This window comes from Vibrio sp. M60_M70, assembly GCF_037162085.1.
In the GTDB taxonomy this organism is placed as follows: Bacteria; Pseudomonadota; Gammaproteobacteria; order Enterobacterales; family Vibrionaceae; genus Vibrio; species Vibrio diabolicus.
Genome location: NZ_JARLUL010000001.1, coordinates 1,121,633 through 1,138,540, shown reverse-complemented (window position 1 = coordinate 1,138,540; position 16,908 = coordinate 1,121,633). Strand labels below are relative to the sequence as shown.

Annotated in this window: 12 protein-coding genes and 1 pseudogene; 9 read left to right on the top strand and 4 right to left on the bottom strand. The window is 44.2% G+C overall.

All coding sequences use genetic code 11. The features are described 5' to 3' along the window. The first annotated feature begins 150 nt into the window (after nt 1–150). From P4S59_RS05345 to P4S59_RS05305, 9 genes and pseudogenes are all read left to right on the top strand, one after another. Complete coding sequence (locus P4S59_RS05345) at nt 151–1,698, top strand: DUF3360 family protein (RefSeq protein WP_005390668.1); 1,548 nt, start codon at nt 151–153, stop codon at nt 1,696–1,698. A 305-nt stretch (nt 1,699–2,003) separates the two neighbouring features. Then, complete coding sequence (gene pflB / locus P4S59_RS05340) at nt 2,004–4,280, top strand: formate C-acetyltransferase (protein WP_005390666.1); 2,277 nt, start codon at nt 2,004–2,006, stop codon at nt 4,278–4,280. A gap of 152 nt (nt 4,281–4,432) precedes the next feature. Further along, complete coding sequence (locus P4S59_RS05335) at nt 4,433–5,410, top strand: lipid A deacylase LpxR family protein (RefSeq protein WP_182036986.1); 978 nt, start codon at nt 4,433–4,435, stop codon at nt 5,408–5,410. 211 nt (nt 5,411–5,621) lie between these two features. Then, nucleotides 5,622–6,362 (top strand): pyruvate formate lyase 1-activating protein, encoded by a 741-nt coding sequence (pflA, locus tag P4S59_RS05330; protein WP_226422017.1) that lies wholly within the window; start codon nt 5,622–5,624, stop codon nt 6,360–6,362. 154 nt (nt 6,363–6,516) lie between these two features. After that, a pseudogene (locus P4S59_RS05325) lies at nt 6,517–7,181 on the top strand (energy-coupling factor ABC transporter permease). A 136-nt stretch (nt 7,182–7,317) separates the two neighbouring features. Further along, nucleotides 7,318–7,818: a YfbU family protein gene (locus P4S59_RS05320; protein ID WP_005390659.1), complete on the top strand. Its 501-nt coding sequence runs from the start codon at nt 7,318–7,320 to the stop codon at nt 7,816–7,818. A gap of 486 nt (nt 7,819–8,304) precedes the next feature. Continuing rightward, nucleotides 8,305–10,239 (top strand): PrkA family serine protein kinase, encoded by a 1,935-nt coding sequence (locus P4S59_RS05315; RefSeq protein ID WP_005390658.1) that lies wholly within the window; start codon nt 8,305–8,307, stop codon nt 10,237–10,239. A 47-nt stretch (nt 10,240–10,286) separates the two neighbouring features. Further along, nucleotides 10,287–11,558, top strand: a complete 1,272-nt coding sequence (locus P4S59_RS05310) for a YeaH/YhbH family protein (protein ID WP_048626176.1) — start codon at nt 10,287–10,289, stop codon at nt 11,556–11,558. A gap of 11 nt (nt 11,559–11,569) precedes the next feature. Continuing rightward, nucleotides 11,570–13,129, top strand: a complete 1,560-nt coding sequence (locus P4S59_RS05305) for a SpoVR family protein (RefSeq protein ID WP_006742146.1) — start codon at nt 11,570–11,572, stop codon at nt 13,127–13,129. Nucleotides 13,130–13,206: 77 nt separating this feature from the next. Here the strand turns inward: P4S59_RS05305 and kdsB are convergent, their stop codons facing one another. From kdsB to msbA, 4 genes are read right to left on the bottom strand one after another with little or no spacing between them, the layout of a single operon-like run. After that, nucleotides 13,207–13,962: a 3-deoxy-manno-octulosonate cytidylyltransferase gene (kdsB, locus tag P4S59_RS05300; protein ID WP_301658968.1), complete on the bottom strand. Its 756-nt coding sequence runs from the start codon at nt 13,960–13,962 to the stop codon at nt 13,207–13,209. Then, a complete protein-coding gene (locus P4S59_RS05295; RefSeq protein ID WP_005390649.1) occupies nt 13,962–14,141 on the bottom strand; it encodes a Trm112 family protein in 180 nt (59 codons plus the stop codon). Before P4S59_RS05295 ends, kdsB begins: the two co-directional genes overlap by 1 nt. Beyond that, entirely contained in the window at nt 14,122–15,129 is a 1,008-nt protein-coding gene (gene lpxK / locus P4S59_RS05290) for a tetraacyldisaccharide 4'-kinase (protein ID WP_337168054.1), read from the bottom strand. The genes P4S59_RS05295 and lpxK overlap by 20 nt, the downstream gene beginning before the upstream one ends. Nucleotides 15,130–15,134: 5 nt before the next feature. Further along, nucleotides 15,135–16,883 (bottom strand): lipid A ABC transporter ATP-binding protein/permease MsbA, encoded by a 1,749-nt coding sequence (gene msbA / locus P4S59_RS05285; protein ID WP_006742148.1) that lies wholly within the window; start codon nt 16,881–16,883, stop codon nt 15,135–15,137. Nucleotides 16,884–16,908: the final 25 nt, after the last annotated feature.

Below are 16,908 nucleotides of genomic sequence, written 5' to 3'. Positions count from 1 at the left end.
TTTGTGCCTCAACACAATAAGTTATTAGCTATGCTTAGGCACAATGTCGACGTGTAACAAATCTAATAATAGCTAGCATAAGCGTGCCGCAGGATGCGGATTAACACAATTGAATGAAGAATTCATAACTTTTAAATATATGAGGAATCTATGTCAGACGCAGTTAACAAAACGCACTCTGATTCAGATATCGAGACCAAGAGCTACCGTGAGCTTCATCGTCCAGCATCTGAGTTCGCAAGCCGTTCAGACTACCTAGACCACGAACTACAAATTATGAAGCCGCGTCGTTTCGGCTTAAACTTGCCAGGTCGTGACTTCCGTTTTGAACTTGAAGATCTTGTTCCAGCACTTGCCGGTACGATTGGTATTATCGCGATGTACTCTGCGGTAATGATGTCTTGGGCTGAAGGCCTAACTGCCGCATGGGACCATGTTAACCTGGGCAAAGATTTCGCCATCGAAGTTGCCCGTGTAGAGATGCTCATCCCAGCACTTCTTTTCTGTGTACTTGCTTCTGGCTTTATTAACCCTAAAGCCAACCTAGCAGGTAACCACGGCCCAATGATCCCTCTTATTGGTACCATCGCGCTTGCTGGTGCTCACCCTCTTGCATTGGCAATTCTCATTGGTGTGTTTGGTTTAATTCTGAGCCTGTTAAAAGGTGGTTCAAAACTGGTTAACCTCACATCTGAAGGTACGGCTGGTGGCCTTCTCATCTTCTTGGGTTTAACCGGAACGATGAGCCAAATTAATTCCATTCAAGCTTGGGCTGTTGGTTTGCAATCCGACACAGTTGCCGCAGGTAGCATGGGTTACATCGGTCTAATCGTTCTTGCGGTTACCATTGGCCTATACGCGTTCCTTGCTAAAGTGAACAAACGCTGGCTAGCAATCCCTGTTTGTGCCTTCACTGGCCTTGCAATCGCACTTGTTCTTGGCGCAGGCTTCGATATTAAATTCGTAACCGAGACGGGTCTTCCAAACCTAAACCCAATCTACTGGTGGGGTTCAACAGAAGAAGGTTGGATGCTTGGTCTTCCTAATATGGAACACTTCATTGCTTCTCTACCATTCGCAATTCTTGCTGTAGCAATGTGGTCTCCTGACTTCTTGGGTCACCGCATCTTCCAAGAAATGAACTACCCACGTAAGAGTGAAAAAGTACTGATGGACGTTGATGACACAATGACAATGTGTTCTGTGCGCCAAATGGTCGGTACCGCTGTCGGTGGTGGTAACATCACATCATCTTGGGGGACTTACATGATCCCTGCAGCAATCGCGAAGCGCCCTATTCCTGGCGGTGCAATCTTACTAGGTTCTCTATGTATTATTGTTGCAATCCTTGGTTTCCCTATGGATGTTGCAGTATGGCCACCAGTTATGCGCGTTGCTCTTCTCGTTGGCGTCTCTCTACCACTACTTGAAGCAGGCATGCAGATGGTGAAAGACTCAAAAGATTCACAAGCAGCAGGCATCTGTATCTTTGGTTCAGCAGTCGTTAACCCTGTTCTAGCTTGGGCACTAACTATGCTTTTAGATAACAACGGCTTAATTGGTGATAAAGAGCGCGCGTCTCGCTTGTCATTTGTAGACAAGATTGTGATCCCAGTAAGCGTACTTATTATCTGTTTAGTTGCTATGCTTGCAGTTGGTATGCTTGAAGGCCAATATGGGATCCAAGCTTGGCTGTAAAGCTGACAGTTCAGAAAATGTGTGGGTAGCGCTAGTCGCTACCCCATTTTTATCGAGATTTTTGAGGATTTATTGATTTAGTTTAAGGTTTGCAAAAAAATTTTAGTTTAACCTCTAACTGTTGCTTAAAAAGAGAAACGTTAAAACTAGTGACAATATTTATAGTTTTGTAACTCGAACATTTAAATTTAAGACTATAAATATTGTTATTCATAAGAGTGTACTGTTCCCCTCTTTAACTTGGGGATAGCTGGCTCAACGGCGAAGCAGTACGTATTTTTTTCTACTAAAAAGGTAGGTATGTCATGGCAGAGCAATTTGCTAAAGCTTGGGAAGGTTTTGCTGCAGGCGACTGGCAAAACGAAGTAAACGTTCGTGATTTCATTCAGAAGAACTACACTCCGTACGAAGGCGACGAATCTTTCCTAGTTTCTGAAGGTACTGAAGCGACTAACAAGCTTTGGGCTAAGGTAATGGAAGGCATCAAACAAGAGAACGCGACTCACGCTCCTGTTGATTTTGATACTTCAGTTATCTCTACCATCACTGCTCACGATGCAGGCTACATCGAAAAAGACCTAGAAACTATCGTAGGTCTTCAAACTGACGCTCCTCTAAAGCGTGCGATCATCCCTAACGGTGGTATCCGTATGGTTGAAGGTTCATGCAAAGCCTACAACCGCGAGCTTGACCCACAAGTTAAGAAAATCTACACAGAATACCGTAAAACTCACAACCAAGGCGTTTTCGACATCTACACTCCACAAATCATGGCGTGTCGTAAGTCTGGCGTATTGACTGGTCTTCCTGATGCATACGGTCGTGGTCGTATCATCGGTGACTACCGTCGTGTTGCTCTATACGGTATTGATTTCCTAATGAAGGATAAATTCGCACAGTTCTCTTCTCTACAAGAGCGTTTCGAGAACGGCGAAGACCTACAAATGACAATGCAGCTTCGTGAAGAGATCGCAGAGCAACACCGTGCTCTAGGTCAAATCAAAGAAATGGCTGCAAAATACGGTTGTGACATTTCTCGTCCTGCTGAAACTGCACAAGAAGCTATCCAGTGGACTTACTTCGGTTACCTAGCTGCTGTTAAATCTCAAAACGGCGCGGCAATGTCTCTAGGCCGTACTTCTACGTTCCTAGACATCTTCATCGAGCGCGATATCGCTGCTGGCCGCATCACAGAAGAACAAGCTCAGGAAATGATCGACCACTTCGTAATGAAACTACGCATGGTTCGTTTCCTACGTACTCCTGAGTACGATGATCTATTCTCTGGCGACCCTATCTGGGCAACTGAGTCTATGGGTGGTATGGGTCTTGACGGTCGTACGCTAGTTACTCGTACAAACTTCCGTTTCCTAAACTCACTATACACAATGGGTCCTTCTCCAGAGCCAAACATCACTGTTCTTTGGTCTGAGCAACTACCTGAAGGTTTCAAGAAGTTCTGTGCGAAAGTGTCTATCGATACTTCTTCAATCCAGTACGAAAACGACGACCTAATGCGTCCAGACATGAACTCTGACGACTACGCAATCGCATGTTGTGTATCTCCAATGGTTGTTGGTAAGCAAATGCAGTTCTTCGGTGCTCGTGCTAACCTTGCGAAAACTATGCTTTACACCATCAACGGTGGTGTGGATGAGAAGCTAAAAATCCAAGTTGGTCCACAAATGCCGAAGATCGAAGGCGATGTACTGAACTACGATGAGTTGTGGGAGAAAATGGACCACTTCATGGATTGGCTAGCGAAGCAGTACGTAACTGCACTAAACGCTATCCACTTCATGCACGACAAGTACAGCTACGAAGCGGCACTAATGGCTCTACATGACCGTGACGTTAAACGTACTATGGCTTGTGGTATTGCTGGTCTATCTGTTGCGGCTGACTCTCTGTCTGCAATCAAATACGCAAAAGTTAAGCCAATCCGTGACGAAGACGGTCTAGCAATCGACTTCGAAATCGAAGGTGATTACCCTAAATTTGGTAACAACGACCCACGCGTTGATGATATCGCATGTGAACTTGTTTCTGTATTTATGGGCAAAATCCGTAAGCTTAAGACTTACCGTGATGCAATCCCTACTCAGTCAATTCTTACTATCACTTCAAACGTGGTTTACGGTAAGAAAACTGGTAACACACCTGACGGTCGTCGTGCTGGTGCTCCATTTGCTCCAGGTGCTAACCCAATGCACGGTCGCGATGAGAAAGGTGCCGTAGCATCACTAACTTCAGTTGCAAAACTGCCGTTTGCTGACGCACAAGATGGTATCTCTTACACATTCTCTATCGTACCTAATGCACTAGGTAAAGATGAGGGTTCACAACGCGCTAACCTTGCTGGTCTGATGGATGGTTACTTCCACCACGAAGCGGGTATCGAAGGTGGTCAACACCTAAACGTGAACGTTCTTAACCGCGAAACTCTAGAAGACGCCGTTAAGCACCCAGAGAAATACCCTCAGCTAACAATCCGTGTATCTGGTTACGCTGTTCGCTTTAACTCTCTAACTGCAGAGCAACAAGCTGACGTAATCGCACGTACATTCACAGAGTCTCTATAAGACTTTAATGAAATAACGTTTTAGTGATACAACAAAGGCTGATGCTTAGAAGCATCAGCCTTTTTTTATTTCTTGAATGAAAGTTGTGATATTACGAGAGATTTTGCCCACATTCTTACGTATGATGCGAAAAAAGTTAGTAAATAAAGTATATGAAACTCAGTAAATTAATTGTTCTTACTCTTCTTTCTCCAGTTGCGATGGCATCCACTAAGTCTACGGTCTCTTTTACACTCGACAATGATGGTATTTTCGGCGTCGACCAAGACTACACAAATGGTATTTTTCTTTCCTACGCAACAGGCCAACTGAAACAAGAAAGCCAATGGAAATGGCTGAGTCTGGCTGACTCAGAACACGCCAATATCGATAAAATAGAGTTGGTTCTTGGCCACAAAATGTGGACTCCGAGCGACATTGAAGCGGATTATCCACTGGTCAATGATCGCCCATATGCGGGTTATCTACATACTGAGATCAACTATCTTTCTTTGACTGATGATAAGGCCGTCCGCTACAACTTCACCATCGGTGCAACAGGTGAAAGTTCGCTTTCAGAAAAAGCGCAAGAAATCGTTCACGGCATAACAGGCTCGACTGACCCACAAGGTTGGGATTACCAGATCGACGATAAAGTAGCGTTTAGCCTTGGCTACCGCGTATTTAATAAATTGATGCGCAGCGAAGAACAAAAAACGCAATGGGAAATCACCAACATTAACGACATCAATGCGGGTAACTTCCGTAGTGATGTCTCTCAAGGCGTCATGTTTCGTTGGGGTACAAACCTAGCAAGCAGCATCGGAGCCGCCAATATTAGTGTTGAGAGCCCGTTCTCAGCGAGTATGCTCGCACAGGATACTTCAAGCTGGTTCTTATTTACGGGGTTTGAAGGTCGTTACCGTTTCAATGACATGACCATCGAAGGTGATCGCCCTGGTATTCCTGAGCCATCCGCGCCATACGACGTCACACTGCAAAATTGGCAAGCAAGCGCCGTAGCGGGTGCAACTTGGTATAACCAAAATTACGGTGCAAGCCTAACCTTTACGATAAAAACGCCAGATTATGAAGAATCCCAAACTGATATTTATGGGACAGGCTCCTTCTCTGTGTTCGCCTTTTTCTAAAAGCTGACTTATCCCTGTATCCGCACCAATCTAAATACGAGGCAAGTTCTCTCGTTTGGTATTAACTAACCCTGTGATCAAGCATTTATTTAGATTGGTCTATCTATTTTCTTTCTTCACATAACCTTGCCTTTAGTACCGACAAAGCTGTTTTAACCCTGCTTTTTGTAATAAAATAACAGCTAGAATTTACTAGTAATGAGAGCAAAAGATGTCAACAACTGGTCGTATTCACTCATTTGAGTCATGTGGTACCGTAGACGGACCTGGTATTCGTTTTATCGTCTTCTTGCAAGGTTGTTTGATGCGCTGTAAGTATTGCCACAATCGCGATACATGGGATACGCATGATGGCAAAGAAGTTACGGTTGAAGAGATCATTTCCGAAGCGAAAAGTTACCGCCACTTCATGAATGCATCAGGTGGTGGTGTTACTTGTTCTGGCGGCGAAGCGATGCTTCAGCCTGAATTTGTACGAGACTTTTTCCGCGCAGCTAAGGCAGAAGGTATTCATACGTGTCTAGATACGAACGGTTATGTTCGTAAACACACTGATGTTATCGATGAAGTACTGGATGCAACAGACTTAGTAATGCTTGATATCAAGCACATGAAAGATGAAGTGCACCAAGATCTCATCGGCGTATCGAACCGACGTACATTGGACTTTGCTCGTTACTTGCAAAAAATCGGAAAGAAAACTTGGATTCGCTATGTAGTCGTGCCAGGTTACACGGATGATCCTGAAGCAGCACACATGCTTGGTGAGTTTATTAAAGATATGGATAACATCGAAAAGATCGAGTTACTTCCTTATCACAAATTGGGTGCCCATAAATGGGAAGCATTGGGCTTAGAATACCCACTCGAAGGGGTAAACCCTCCACCGAAAGAAACCATGGACGAGATTCAATCCATTCTTGCTCAGTACAACGATAACGTAAAATACTAAGTGAACAGCAAGACTAACCTCTTTAAAATACCAGCATATTGCTGGTATTTTTTTAACTATACCTAAGTACCTTCAATGAATCTCTATGAGGTGATTTAGGTATAAAAAGAACAATAGAAATGATTGCGTCATGATCGCATAGGAAGGAAGTAACATGGATTGGTTTAACTTGGGCTCTCTGGTTGTCATACTTTGGATAGTGCTCGCCTACTGTCTACCAGATTGGAAAAAAGTAGTTTGGCCCAAGCTTGAAAAGGAAAAAGCATTTCAGCACCTCGTTTTTGCAACACTCTTTTTTTCAGCATCCTATGGGCAACTCAAGCAGGCGTAAAAGAAGGACTACAGATTCATTTTCTCGCGCTAACAACGCTGACGATGATGTATGGTTGGCGTATGGCCTTTCTAATCAGTATCCCCGCAATGCTGGTCAACCACCTGCTACATGATGTGTCGTTGTTGCAGTTACCCACGTCTTTAGTATTGTCTGCCCTGCTTCCTATCTTCATTAGTTACCTCGTCTTTCTTTTGAGTTATCACTACTTGCCAAGAAACATTTTTGTGTTCATCTTCGTTGCAGGTTTTTTCAACGGCGCGATAACAGGAAGCCTGCATCTGCTGATTAACTCCTTTTACCATTTATCGGTTGGTCATTACGATTGGGAAACCATTCAACATAACTACTTTATTTTTGTACCGTTGCTTGCCTTCCCTGAGGGCCTATTAAATGGTATGTCACTGGCGGTTTTAACCGTATTCAAGCCAGAGTGGCTAAGAGTATTTTCAGACCGAGACTACATATACAATCATTACCATAAATAAGTGTTTTTAAACTGGTCAAAAGTGACAGTTCTTGCCATTTTTTAGTATTAAATATGTGTTGAGATCATGTTTCACTCATGTCTTAAGCGTTAACCTAAGCACATTAAAAATGTATTAGATATCTAGTGAGGTCATCATGGAAATGTCAAACGCTCAACGTTTGATTCTATCAAACCAATACAACCTTATGTCTCAACTTGATCCAAGTAATGCGGCCAAATACAAACGCTTACAAACGATCGTTGAACGTGGCTATGAGCTACAAATGCGTGAGTTGAATAAAGATTTCGGCTGTCTGTCAGAAGCGGAGTGTCGTGAGATCATCGACGTTATGGAGATGTATCACGCGATGCAAGAATCTTACAACATGCTCGATACCGAAGATCGTAACAAAGTGGATCAGCGCCGCTTGCAGTTCCTTGGGTTTGATATTGCTTCAGAGGCCCAACAAGTCCATTACGTACGCTTCCTTATTGATTCTGAAGGTCTGTACCCTCAATTTGATAAAGCAGACCATCACTTTAACAGCCAAATGCCAATGCTGGATAAATACCGTCGTATGCTACAAACTTGGCGCAACTGTCCTCGTCAGTACCATTTATGCGAAAACGAGCTTGCACAAATCTTCAGCGCATAAAATATTCGTCTACGAAAAGGAAAGCACTCGCTTTCCTTTTTTATTTGCCCTGTCACAACCTTACCGCTGCTTTTTCACCTTCTTACGCTTCCCTTGTGCGATGTAGAGCAATGAATCACTGAGACTCTTCTGTCTTTGCCAAATATTTGATTTCTATTGCACCTATTTACGACATAAATTCATCTTCAGTGAAAGAGTGATTCAAATGTCACTTTTGCAATAAATTCATAATTGTTAAGCAAAATTGCAAATCCCCGACTAGGCTTAAGTAGAGAAAGGCTGTGATTGAAAGATTCATACCCACCGCTCACCGTTGTAATGAAAAAACTGTCCATAAAGCAAAGTCTTTGGTGTCGCCAATCTTACATCCTGTACGAACCAAATGTGATAACAGGACGTATATTCAAACAACAAGGAGCATAACAATAGGTGGGAAAGCCTGAATCAACGTTCGTCGGTAGACTGACTATTAAAGGGGAAAGCGACATGAGTATTTTCGACCACTATCAATCAAGATATGAAGCTGCAAAAGATGAAGAGATGTCGTTACAGGAGTTTCTAGCCCTGTGTAAGGATGACAAAAGCGCTTATGCTAATGCAGCAGAACGCCTACTGATGGCGATCGGTGAACCAGAGATAATCGATACGGCAAAAGACCCGAGATTGAGCCGCATCTTCTCGAATCGTGTTATCTCTCGTTATGAAACCTTTAAAGATTTTTATGGTATGGAAGATGCCATAGAGCAAATTGTGTCTTACCTAAAACACGCGGCGCAAGGTTTAGAGGAACGTAAGCAGATCCTTTACCTACTCGGTCCTGTCGGCGGTGGTAAGTCCTCACTTGCTGAAAAACTTAAGGCTCTGATGGAACAGATGCCTATCTATGTACTTACTGCCAATGGCGAACGTAGCCCAGTGAATGACCATCCATTCTGTCTATTCAAAGCCACGGAAGACGGCGATATTTTGAAAAAAGAATATGGTATCGAGCAACGTTATCTTCGCTCGATTATGTCGCCATGGGCCGCTAAACGCCTTCATGAATTTGGCGGTGATATCACTAAATTTAAAGTAGTGAAAGTTCGCCCTTCAATTCTCGATCAGATCGGTATTGCTAAAACAGAACCTGGGGATGAAAACAACCAAGATATTTCATCACTGGTTGGTAAAGTCGATATCCGTAAACTCGAACATTATTCGCAAGACGACCCAGATGCCTACAGCTACTCCGGTGCGCTGTGTAAAGCAAATCAAGGTTTAATGGAATTCGTTGAGATGTTCAAGGCGCCGATCAAAGTACTTCACCCACTTTTGACGGCAACGCAAGAAGGTAACTTCAACGGTACTGAAGGTCTATCTGCGATTCCATTCGACGGTATGATTCTGGCTCACTCGAACGAATCTGAGTGGCAGACTTTCCGTAACAACAAAAATAACGAAGCCTTCCTCGACCGTGTGTACATTGTAAAAGTACCTTACTGTCTCCGCGTATCCGAAGAAGTGAAAATCTACCAAAAACTGCTTGAAAACAGTGAGCTGTCTCAGGCTCCTTGTTCTCCAAGCACGCTCGAAACTCTAGCGCAATTCAGTATTCTTTCACGCCTGAAAGAGCCTGAAAACTCATCCATTTTCTCAAAAATGCGCGTCTACGATGGTGAAACACTCAAAGACACCGATCCGAAAGCGAAAAGCTATCAAGAGTATCGTGATTATGCGGGTGTCGATGAAGGCATGAATGGTCTCTCTACACGTTTCGCCTTTAAGATTTTGTCGCGCGTATTTAACTTCGACCAAACCGAGGTGGCAGCCAACCCTGTACACCTGTTCTATGTGATTGAACAACAGGTTGAACGTGAACAGTTCCCTGCTGAAACGGCAGAGAAATATCTCGAGTTTTTGAAAGGCTATCTAGTGCCTCGCTACGTTGAATTTATCGGTAAAGAGATTCAGACCGCTTATCTCGAGTCTTACTCTGAATACGGTCAGAATATCTTCGACCGCTATGTCACCTATGCAGACTTCTGGATTCAAGACCAAGAGTACCGAGATCCAGAAACTGGTCAGCTATTTGATCGATCTTCACTGAACGCTGAACTAGAGAAGATCGAGAAAACCGCTGGTATTTCTAACCCGAAAGATTTCCGAAACGAAATCGTTAACTTTGTGCTTCGTGCGAAAGCGAATAACAATGGTCAAAACCCGGTTTGGACCAGCTACGAAAAACTGCGCACAGTAATCGAGAAGAAAATGTTCTCCAATACCGAAGAGCTACTTCCGGTTATCTCATTTAATGCGAAAACCTCTTCTGAAGATCAGAAGAAGCATGACGACTTTGTCGCTCGCATGATGGAAAAAGGCTATACCGAGAAACAGGTTCGCCTACTTTCTGAGTGGTACCTACGAGTACGTAAGTCATCCTAACCCAGTATTGAGTTAGGTCGCTTGTGAAACATGAAGAGGGCTATTTCATGGCGCAATTTATAGACCGAAGGCTCAATGGCAAGAACAAGAGCGCTGTTAATCGACAGCGCTTCTTGAAGCGCCACAAAGAGCAAATAAAAGAGTCGGTAGCAGACGCAGTGAATCGACGCTCGATTACGAATACGGAAACGGGCGAAGACGTCTCTATCCCTCACAAAGACATCAATGAACCGATCTTTCATCAAGGCAAAGGTGGTGTTCGCGAACGAGTTCATCCCGGCAATGACCAATTCATTACTGGTGATAAAATTGAGCGTCCCAAAGGTGGCGGTCAAGGTGGTGGCTCGGGAGAAGGCAATGCCAGTCCAGATGGAGAAGGCCAAGACGAATTTGTATTCCAAATATCAAAAGATGAGTACCTCGATATTTTGTTCGAAGATCTCGAGCTGCCTAATCTAGAAAAAAACCAAATTGCCAAAATTACTGAATGGAAAACGCACCGCGCAGGCTTTCAAACTGCTGGTATCCCTTCAAACATTGCGGTTGTACGTTCGCTACAACAATCTCTTGCACGACGTACGGCAATGACCGCAGGTAAGAAACGTCTTCTCAAAGAGCTAGAAGATGAACTTGCTCGTATCAAAAACATTGAACCCGCTCAGCAGTTTGAAGAGAACCGCTTGAAGGCTGAAATTGAAGAGCTGCGTAAGAAAATTGAGGGGGTTCCATTTATTGACACCTTCGACTTACGCTTTAAAAACTATGAAAAACGCCCTGTACCATCTAGTCAAGCTGTGATGTTTTGTTTGATGGACGTATCGGGCTCGATGGATCAAGCAACGAAAGACATCGCAAAACGTTTTTACGTTCTGTTATACCTGTTTTTAACTCGTACTTACGAGAATGTAGACGTCGTCTTTATTCGCCACCACACCCAAGCGAAAGAAGTGGACGAACACGAGTTCTTCTACTCGCAAGAGACCGGGGGCACTATTGTATCCAGCGCATTGAAACTGATGGACGAAATCGTAAAAGAGCGCTATCCAATTGGACAATGGAACATTTATGCTGCGCAAGCATCTGATGGCGATAACTGGGCAGATGACTCGCCAAGATGCCGCGATCTATTAGTGAACAAACTACTGCCAAACTGTCAGTACTACTCCTACATAGAAATTACGCGACGCTCGCACCAAACTCTATGGCATGAGTACGAAAAACTCACCGATGAATTTCCGAACTTCGCAATGAAAAACATTCGCTCTGTGGAGGATATTTTCCCAGTCTTCCGTGAACTATTCCAAAAAGAAACGGCGTAAGGAGGCTAGCGATGAGTACCGCAACGAAAAACCTCTCAGGAGAGGCGCCTAAGAAGCGTAATAGTAAAATGCTGCCAGATGGACCGGATTGGACATTTGAGCTGTTGGAACGCTACCACAAAGAGATTAAGCGTGTCGCACAACACTATCGCCTAGACACTTACCCTAACCAGATAGAAGTGATTACTTCCGAGCAAATGATGGATGCCTACTCAAGTATTGGTATGCCCATCAATTACAACCACTGGTCGTTTGGTAAGAAGTTCATCCAAACGGAGCAGAACTATAAGCATGGTCAAATGGGGTTAGCCTACGAGATTGTCATTAACTCCAATCCGTGTATCGCTTATTTGATGGAAGAAAATACCGTGACAATGCAAGCGCTGGTGATTGCTCACGCTTGTTACGGGCACAACTCTTTCTTCAAAGGTAATTATCTGTTCCAAACCTGGACGGACGCTAGCTCCATCATCGATTATTTGCTGTTTGCCAAAAAGTATTTAGCTGAATGTGAGGAGCGATATGGAGTACAGGAAGTGGAAAAACTGCTCGACTCCTGCCACGCCTTAATGAACTTTGGTGTGGATCGTTACAAGCGACCAGAGAAAATCTCCATTACCGAAGAGAAAGCGCGACAAGAAGAACGCGAGGCATACTTACAGTCTCAAGTGAATGAATTGTGGCGCACAGTACCAAGAGCCAAAACCAAAGAGGAAGATCTTAAAGAGCGATTCCCAAGCGAGCCTCAGGAAAACTTGCTCTACTTTTTCGAAAAGCATGCCCCGCTACTAGAGCCGTGGCAACGTGAAGTCGTGCGGATTGTACGCAAAATCAGTCAGTATTTTTATCCGCAAAAACAAACGCAGGTCATGAACGAAGGCTGGGCAACATTCTGGCATTACACCATTCTCAACCATCTTTACGATGAGGGTTTGGTATCCGAAAAGTTCATTCTAGAGTTCTTACATAGCCATACCAGTGTGGTAGCTCAACCGCCTTATAACAGTCCTTACTTTAATGGTATTAATCCATACGCCTTGGGCTTTGCTATGTTCCGAGATATTAAACGTATCTGTGAAGAACCCACTGATGAGGACAAGGAGTGGTTTCCGGACTTGGCAGGAACCGATTGGTTAGATGCAGTACATTTCGCGATGCATAATTTCAAAGATGAAAGCTTCATTAGCCAATACCTTTCTCCGAAATTAATGCGTGATTTCAAGCTGTTTGCGATCAACGATGATGACCACAAAAACTTTATTGAAGTCGCCGCGATACACGATGAGATGGGTTATAAACGCATTAGAGAAACCTTAGCCGCTCAGTACAACTTATCTAATCTTGAGCCAAACATTCAGGTATTTAATGTCGATGTTCGTGGGGACCGCTCACTCACGTTGCAATACGTACCTCATAACCGAATCCCGCTTGATGACAGTTATGAAGAAGTTCTTAAACACGTATACCGATTGTGGGGATTTGATGTCATTCTGCAAGAAGTAAAAGACACAGGTCACCGAGAAGTCTTAGCGACCTGCCCTAAACGAAACCAATATGACACAAACATCTAACTAATACTTGGATATAAGCAACAAAAAGGCTCCTAATTCAGGAGCCTTTCTCGTTCTTAATTCAATGTGACCTTTAGTTATGCTTGCTTCGCCACAATAGCGCGCACCGCCTCTAGATCTTCTGGCGTATCAACGCCGGCAGCTGGCGCTTCTTTCGCTACCGCTACATGAATTTTTTCACCGTACCAAAGCACTCGTAGTTGCTCAAGGCACTCGATCTGCTCCAATGCGCTCGGAGCCCAATTTACATACGTATTAATGAAACCAGCTCGATAAGCATAAATACCAATATGACGCATTAATGGGTTGGCAATGATTTTGTCTTGTTTGGCAAAGTTATCGCGATCCCAAGGGATAGTTGCTCGGCTAAAGTACATCGCATAGCCTTGCTCATTAGCCACAACTTTAACTGCATTCGGATTGAACACTTCTTCTTCCGAGTCTATTTCTACGGCTAATGTCGCCATCGGAGCGTCACACCCCGATAAGTTATCAGCAACCTGACGAATGATAGACGGTGGAATCAAAGGCTCGTCCCCTTGCACATTAACAATAATGTGGTCTGCAGGAATAGCCATCTTTTCAACAACTTCAGCAAGGCGTTCAGTACCTGATTCGTGGTTAGGAGAGGTCATACAGACTTTACCACCAAACGACGAGACAGCATCAGCAACACGCTCGTCATCAGTTGCCACGATAACATCTTCCGCACCCGCTTGTAGCGCTTGCTCGTAAACCCACTGAACCATAGGCTTACCGCTAATATCCGCTAACGGTTTACCAGGCAAGCGGCTCGATGCGTAACGCGAAGGAATGACAACCGTAAAAGACATTAGCGTCCCTCATCCATACTCATAGTACGAGCCTCAGGCTCGAGCAGAACGGGAATACCCTCTTTGATTGGGTAAGCGAGGCGATCCAATTTGCAGATCAACTCTTGATTCTCTTTATCGTACGTCAGCTTACCTTTGCAAACAGGGCAAGCTACAATCTCAAGCAGACGGTGATCCATAAGCCGCTTTAACCTCTTTTATTCTCTTTAAAATTTGCTCTGCATCGTTTGGTTCAAACTGGGCAGATACAGGCAGATACCACCAATTATCTTGCGCAAAATGGCTGCACTTGACGGCATCTTTCTCGGTCATAATCACATTGGCTCCTTGTTGAGCCAATGCTTCTAATTCTTGTTGGTTAAAGTCTTGATGGTCAGCAAAACCTTTTGTGACTTTAACATCTGCGTTCATCGAGTTTAGTGTATGAAAAAATCGTGGTGGATGCCCAATCCCTGCAAATGCCACTAGCTCTTTTAATTCAGAAACGTCCACAAGTTGCTTAGTCTTGAGGTTAATGGCTTTAGATGGCGCTAAAGTCATTGCGATTTCGCCCGTATGTGCTTGACCACCATTGGTGATGATAAAGTCGACTTCAGCAAGACGCTCGACCCCTTCACGAAGTGGGCCAAGCGGAATGAGGCTTTCATTCCCAAATCGGCGATTCCCATCCACAATCACTAACTCAATATCACGGCCTAACGCATAATGTTGTAACCCATCGTCCGTAATAATGATATCCACACCTGACTCTAGCAGTGCTTTCACTGCATTTGAACGCACCGGGTCTACCGCAACAGGCGCTCCTGTGCGGCGATGAATCAACTTAGGTTCATCACCACAATGTTTCGCAGGCGTATCTTCTTTTAGCACTAACGGATAGGCAGGAGCTTTTGCTCCATAACCACGAGAAACGACCCCTGGCTTAAGCCCAAGCTGTTGCAGTTGCTCAACAAGCCAAACCACAACTGGTGTTTTGCCATTACCACCAGCCGTGATATTGCCGACAACAATAACAGGGATAGGCGCGTTGTAGGCTTGCTTACGGCCTGTTTGATATTGCTTTCGCTTAGACTTACTTATTGCTCCAAATAATACACTCAGTGGCCACAAAAGCGGCCACAAGAGGTATTTTATTGGATGGTTTTCAAACCAGATTTTTTCAACCACCGCGTCTATTCACCAAACTGAATACGGTGCAATTGTGCATACGCACCATTTTTTGCAATAAGATCGGCATGGTTGCCACGCTCAATGATGGCGCCATCATCAACCACAAGAATCTCATCGGCTTTCTCGATAGTTGACAAGCGGTGCGCAATCACGAGTACCGTTTTGTCTTTCTGCAGCTCATCTAATGCAGCTTGGATAGCGCGTTCTGATTCCGTATCCAAAGCAGAGGTCGCCTCATCAAGAATCAATACCGGTGCATCACGCAATAGAGCACGTGCAATAGCGACACGTTGACGTTGACCGCCAGATAGACTCGCGCCATTTTCACCAATCATGGTATCAAGCCCATCATCCATTTTGCTGATGAATTCCATAGCATGCGCGAGTTTTGCCGCTTTCTCGATATCACTGCGCTCGTATTTTCCATCCGTTGCGTAAGCAATATTGTTTGCAATCGTGTCATTAAATAAATGAACATTTTGTGATACTAGCGCAAACTGCTGACGCAAGTTCTTTAACTCGTATTCACGAATATCATGTCCGTCTAATGTGATGGAGCCACTATCAACATCATAGAAACGATTGAACAAGTTCGCGATGGTACTTTTACCGGAACCGGAACGACCAACCAGCGCAACGGTCTTCCCTCTTGGAATATCGAAGCTGACATTTTCCAATGCTGGCTTTTCTGCGCCAGTATAAGTAAAGCTTACGTTTTTAACTGAAACATCGCCATTTGCGCGTTCAACTGTCAACTTACCTTCGTTTTTCTCAGGCTCAAGGTCAATCAACGCAAAGAGCGTTTGGCTCGCAGCCATACCACGTTGGAACTGAGAGGTAACGTTAGTAAGCGCTTTAAGCGGACGCATCAAACCAAACATCGCAGAGAAGACAACGGTAAATGTACCTGGAGTCAATTGCTCTTTAATCGAGTCAATACTTGCTAAGTAAAGAACGGCAACAATAGCAAGTGACGCAATCATTTGGATGATAGGGTTAGCCGCTGCTTGAGCTGTCACCAACTTCATGCTTTGTTGACGCATTTGGTTGCTGACCTTCTCAAATCGTTGACGTTCGATATCCTGGCCGCCGTAGCTCAGCACGACTTTATGGCCTTTAAGCATCTGCTCTGCTGACGCAGTCACGTTGCCCATCATTGTCTGCATATTTTTAGATATTTTTCTAAAACGTTTAGAAACGACACCAATACCCCACGCGACAACGGGAGCAACAGCAAACAGCACTAACGACAACTGCCAGCTGTTGTAAAACATCAGGACTAACAGGCCAATGATACTTGCACCTTCGCGAACAATGCTCACTAACGCTTGGCTGGTTGCCGCAGAGACTTGCTCTGAATCGTAGGTAATACGTGACAATAAATTGCCCGTCTTTTCCTTATCGAAGTAAGACACAGGCATATGCATAAAGTGATTGAATACCATACGGCGGACTTGCATAACCACATTGCCGGATACCCAGCTCAAACAGTATGTGGAGACAAATCCACTTATGCCACGGACAAACATCATGGCAAAAATAATCAATGGAAGCGTGCGTAGAAAATCAGATTCAGCGTTCCCAAAACCTTCATCTAGTAATGGTTTTAATAGGGAAATCATATAGGTATCTGATATAGCATTAATAACTAATGCAATGACTGCAACGACAAGACCTGACTTGTAAAGGCGAATAAATTGCCATAGACGCTTAAACGTCTGCCAAGTCGTTTCATCAGTATTTATCGACATAGAAGTGCTTTATTTTCTTACATTA

What these genes read in the sequence shown, in the direction of transcription:
- P4S59_RS05310 (WP_048626176.1), top strand. Translation starts at nt 10,287, where the DNA reads ATGGCGCAATTTATAGACCGAAGGCTCAATGGCAAGAACAAGAGCGCT.
- kdsB (WP_301658968.1), bottom strand. Translation starts at nt 13,962, where the DNA reads ATGTCTTTTACGGTTGTCATTCCTTCGCGTTACGCATCGAGCCGCTTG.
- P4S59_RS05315 (WP_005390658.1), top strand. Translation starts at nt 8,305, where the DNA reads ATGAGTATTTTCGACCACTATCAATCAAGATATGAAGCTGCAAAAGAT.
- P4S59_RS05295 (WP_005390649.1), bottom strand. Translation starts at nt 14,141, where the DNA reads ATGGATCACCGTCTGCTTGAGATTGTAGCTTGCCCTGTTTGCAAAGGT.
- pflA (WP_226422017.1), top strand. Translation starts at nt 5,622, where the DNA reads ATGTCAACAACTGGTCGTATTCACTCATTTGAGTCATGTGGTACCGTA.
- P4S59_RS05305 (WP_006742146.1), top strand. Translation starts at nt 11,570, where the DNA reads ATGAGTACCGCAACGAAAAACCTCTCAGGAGAGGCGCCTAAGAAGCGT.
- P4S59_RS05345 (WP_005390668.1), top strand. Translation starts at nt 151, where the DNA reads ATGTCAGACGCAGTTAACAAAACGCACTCTGATTCAGATATCGAGACC.
- pflB (WP_005390666.1), top strand. Translation starts at nt 2,004, where the DNA reads ATGGCAGAGCAATTTGCTAAAGCTTGGGAAGGTTTTGCTGCAGGCGAC.
- msbA (WP_006742148.1), bottom strand. Translation starts at nt 16,883, where the DNA reads ATGTCGATAAATACTGATGAAACGACTTGGCAGACGTTTAAGCGTCTA.
- P4S59_RS05335 (WP_182036986.1), top strand. Translation starts at nt 4,433, where the DNA reads ATGAAACTCAGTAAATTAATTGTTCTTACTCTTCTTTCTCCAGTTGCG.
- P4S59_RS05320 (WP_005390659.1), top strand. Translation starts at nt 7,318, where the DNA reads ATGGAAATGTCAAACGCTCAACGTTTGATTCTATCAAACCAATACAAC.